This is a genomic window from bacterium, from assembly GCA_021372775.1.
Classification (GTDB): domain Bacteria; phylum Acidobacteriota; class Polarisedimenticolia; order J045; family J045; genus JAJFTU01.
In genome coordinates, this window is record JAJFTU010000327.1 from 1 (window position 1) to 2,259 (window position 2,259).

At 74.0% G+C, this 2,259-nt stretch carries 3 protein-coding genes; 2 read left to right on the forward strand and 1 reads right to left on the reverse strand.

Features of this window, described 5'->3' with window-relative positions; genetic code table 11:
• On the reverse strand, nucleotides 1–411 hold a 411-nt coding region (locus tag LLG88_11075; GenBank protein MCE5247444.1), incomplete at its 3' end, for a hypothetical protein.
• Between the two features lie 215 nt (nucleotides 412–626).
• Between LLG88_11075 and LLG88_11080 the strand changes: the two genes are divergently transcribed.
• A complete protein-coding gene (locus tag LLG88_11080; protein MCE5247445.1) occupies nucleotides 627–1,061 on the forward strand; it encodes a hypothetical protein in 435 nt (144 codons plus the stop codon).
• The gene (locus LLG88_11085; protein ID MCE5247446.1) at nucleotides 1,058–2,026 is read left to right on the forward strand and encodes a hypothetical protein; all 969 of its coding nucleotides are present in this window, start codon (nucleotides 1,058–1,060) and stop codon (nucleotides 2,024–2,026) included. Before LLG88_11080 ends, LLG88_11085 begins: the two co-directional genes overlap by 4 nt.
• Nucleotides 2,027–2,259 lie beyond the last annotated feature (233 nt).

Sequence of the window (2,259 nt, forward strand, 5' to 3'; positions counted from 1 at the left end):
CCGGCCGTCGTGGAACGGATCGACGAGGACGCCGATGTAGTCGTTGCGGAAGACCTGGTCGCGGTCGGCGACGTGGGCGCGGATCTTCTTCGGCTCGGGGTCGAAGGCGCGGCAGCCGACGTAGAGGTTCGTCTCGTCGAAGGCGAGGAGGCAGGTCGTCTCGACCGGCGCGGGGGTGTTCTCGCTCGGCGCGACCTCGAACGGGACGTCGATCCGCAGCGCGTTTCGCCACCCCGGCTCGTCGAGCCGGCCGTCCACCTCGATCGGACCGGAGGCCCGCGGCACGCGGCCGTGGTCCACGAGGACCGGCGGTTGGGCGAAGGCCGCCGCCGCCGCGGCGAGCGCGGCGAGCGGGAGGGCGGCGAACAGCGAAAAAACGCGCGGGCGCGCGGTCGGTCGGGCGAAGAGCAAGATCGGGTCCTCGCGGATGGCGGGACGGATGCGGCGCATCCTCCCCACGTTTGAAACAATAGCCCGCGACCGACGAACGGCCCGCGCCAAACCGCGAGCGGCGCCGAACCGGCGGCGAACGGCGCCCGGACGGCGCTCCGCCCCGGCGACGCGTCAGCGGCGGCGCGGCGCGGCGTCTTTGGCGATGGGCGCCCGCTGCGGCGCGCGGAGGCGAGATGACTGCTGACGAATTCGGGCGGAAGGCGGGGGAGTTCTTGGGCGCGGCGGCGGACGCCGCCGGCAAGGTGTGCGGCGCGGTGAAGAGCGGCTTCTCGGCCGCGACGGAGAAGGGCGGCGAGTTCCTCTCGACGGTCACCGGGCAGAAGGCGCTCGAGGAGACGCAGGCCTTCATCCGCGAGGCGGAGGAGCTCGACCAGGCGCTGATCGCCGAGGCCGAGGCGCTGCGCAAGGAGCAGGAGGAACTGCGCGGCCGCGTGGCGCGCGCGGAAGAGCGGCTGTCGCCGCTCGAGGCGAAGCTGCCGGCCTGCGAAGCGAAGCTCGATCGTTTGGAGCGGCGGCAGCGGTTCTGCATGGCGCTCGCGTGGATCGGGGCGGCCGCGGCGGTCGTGGACCTCGCGGGCGTGCTCTGGCTCGTGCTGGCCGGCCGATGAACGAGCGGGCTTCGCGCTTCGTCGAGGAGGTGCGCGGGCGGGTCGGGACGCTCCCGCCGCGCGACGCGGGGCTCGCCGCGCTGCGGGCGCGCCGCCGCGACGAGATCCTCGACGCGACGGTGATCGGCGGGACGACGCTCGCCGACCTGCTCCGCGGAAGCGTCGATCCGGCGAGCCTCCCGCCCGACGTGCGGGAGGCGTTCGCCCTCCAGTACCCGCATCAGGACATCGCCGCGCTGCTGCGCGAGCACGCGGGGAATCCCGACGAGCTCGCGGGGATCGTCAACGGGGTCAAAGGAAAGCTGTTCGAGCTGCGCTACCTCGACCACCTCAACCACGGCGGCCTGCCGGACGGCTGCACGGCGGCGCTCGCCCACGGCGCGACGCAGCCCGGCTGGGACGTCGTCGTCCACGACGCGCACGGCCACGTCGTCGAACTTCTGCAGCTCAAGGCGACCGAGAGCGCGGAGTACGTCGCGCACGCCCTGGAGCGCTATCCGGGAATCGACGTCGTCGCCACGCGCGAGGCGTTCGACTCGCTCCATGATCCGGAGCTGGCGGCCCACGTCGTCAAGTCGTCGATCTCCGACGCCGCTCTGACCGAGCACGTCCACGACTCGCTGCAGCCGGAGTTCGACCAAGGGTTCCACTGGCCGTTCTTCGCCTTCGCCGTGATCGCCCTGCAGTCGCTGGACCGCGCGTGGAAGGGGGCGGACATCGGGCGGGTGGCGGCCGAGGCGGCGCGGCGCGGGATCTTCTCGACCATCGCGAGCGCCGTCGGCCATGCGACGCTCGTCGCGACGCACGTCGCGCCGCTGGCGATCCCCGCGTCGGTCGGGACGCGCCTCGCGCTGACGGCGGCGACGACGCGGATCGAGCGGACGGCGCTGCTCGCCGCCGCGGCCGAACGCGAGCGGGCGCGGCGCGCCGCGCTTGAGCGCGGGCGCGCGGATCGGCCGGCCTGACCGCCCGCGCCGCGCCGCGCCGCGCCCGAAAGCAGCGCGCTATGGACCGCCGGCGCTGCTAGTCTTTCCGCGGAGGTCAATCGCGCATGGTCGAAGGGATGCTGTTCGTCGTCGCCGGTCTGTCGCTCGTCGCGGTCGTCTTGCTGCTCGTCGCGCTGCGGAAGCTCGCCGCGCCGCCGAGCGACGCCGCGGAAGCCGCCGTGCGGCAGGAGTTCCGCGCGGTCCGCGAGGAG